Here is a 1,693-nt window from a genome sequence, read left to right on the forward strand (position 1 = left end):
TCGTAGCGCTTCAGGACCTCGCCGAGGTTTTTCGGGAAGGGGTTGAGGTGGCGTAGGTGGGCCTGGGCGACCGCTGTCTTCTGGGCGCGCAGGCGGCGGACGGCGGCGGTGATGGGGCCGTAGGTCGATCCCCAGCCCAGGACCAGGGTGCGGGCGCCGTCGGGGTCGTCGACCTCCAGGTCGGGGACGCGGATCCCGTCGGTCTTGGCCTGGCGGGTGCGGACCATGTGGTCGTGGTTGGCCGGGTCGTAGGAGATGTTGCCCGTGCCGTCCTGCTTCTCGATCCCGCCGATGCGGTGTTCCAGCCCGGGCGTGCCCGGTACCGCCCACGGGCGGGCCAGGGTCTGCGGGTCGCGCTTGTAGGGCCAGAACACCTCGGTGCCGTCGGGCAGGGTGTGGTTGGGGCCGGTGGCGAACCGGACCCTCAGGTCGGGCAGGTCGGCCACGTCCGGGATCCGCCAGGGTTCCGAGCCGTTGGCGAGGTAGCCGTCGGACAGCAGGAACACCGGGGTGCGGTAGGCCAGCGCGATACGGGCCGCCTCCAGCGCCGCGTCGAAGCAGTCCGCCGGGGTGCGCGGGGCGACGACGGGCACCGGGGCCTCGCCGTTGCGGCCGTACATCGCCTGGAGCAGGTCGGCCTGCTCGGTCTTGGTCGGCAGGCCCGTGGAGGGACCGCCGCGCTGGATGTCCACGATCAGCAGCGGCAGCTCCAGCGAGACCGCCAAACCGATGGTCTCCGACTTCAAGGCCACGCCCGGGCCCGAGGTCGTCGTCACCCCCAGGGCCCCGCCGAACGCGGCCCCCAGCGCGGCGCCGATCCCGGCGATCTCGTCCTCGGCCTGGAAGGTGCGCACACCGAAGTTCTTGTGCTTCGACAGCTCGTGCAGGATGTCGGAGGCCGGGGTGATGGGGTAGGAGCCCAGGTAGAGCGGCAGGTCGGCCTGCCGGGCCGCGGCGATCAGCCCGTAGGACAGGGCCAGGTTCCCCGAGATGTTGCGGTAGGTGCCCGTCGGGAACGCGGTCGTCGCCGGCGCCACCTCGTAGGAGACGGCGAAGTCCTCCGTGGTCTCCCCGAAGTTCCAGCCCGCCCGGAACGCCGCCACGTTCGCCTCGGCGATCTCCGGCTTCTTGGCGAACTTGTGCCGCAGGAAACTCTCCGTGCCCTCCGTGGGACGGTGGTACATCCACGACAGCAGGCCCAGCGCGAACATGTTCTTGCTGCGCTCGGCCTCCTTGCGGGTCAGCCCGAAGTCCTTCAGCGCCTCCACCGTCAGCGTCGTCAGCGGCACCCGGTGGATGTTGTAGGCGTCCAGCGAGCCGTCCTCCAGCGGGGAGGTGTCGTAGCCGACCTTGGCCATCGGCCGCTTGGTGAACTCGTCGGTGTTCACGATGATCTCCGCGCCCCGCGGGACATCGGCGATGTTCGCCTTCAAAGCGGCCGGGTTCATCGCGACCAGCACGTTCGGCGCGTCACCCGGAGTGAGGATGTCGTGGTCGGCGAAGTGCAGCTGGAACGAGGACACCCCGGGCAGGGTCCCGGCAGGGGCACGGATCTCGGCGGGAAAGTTCGGCAGCGTCGAGAGGTCGTTGCCGAAAGACGCCGTCTCCGAGGTGAAACGGTCACCCGTCAGCTGCATACCGTCACCCGAGTCACCCGCGAAACGGATGATCACCCGGTCGACACGGCGGATCT

The 1,693-nt window shown here is 70.0% G+C and carries 1 protein-coding gene; it reads right to left on the reverse strand.

Features of this window, described 5'->3' with window-relative positions; translation table 11 throughout:
• The coding region (locus WDV06_RS36815) for a 2-oxoacid:acceptor oxidoreductase subunit alpha (protein ID WP_395514152.1) at positions 1–1,691 on the reverse strand (1,691 nt) is incomplete at its 3' end.
• Positions 1,692–1,693: the final 2 nt, after the last annotated feature.

The organism is Streptomyces racemochromogenes, from assembly GCF_044129415.1.
Classification (GTDB): domain Bacteria; phylum Actinomycetota; class Actinomycetes; order Streptomycetales; family Streptomycetaceae; genus Streptomyces; species Streptomyces racemochromogenes_A.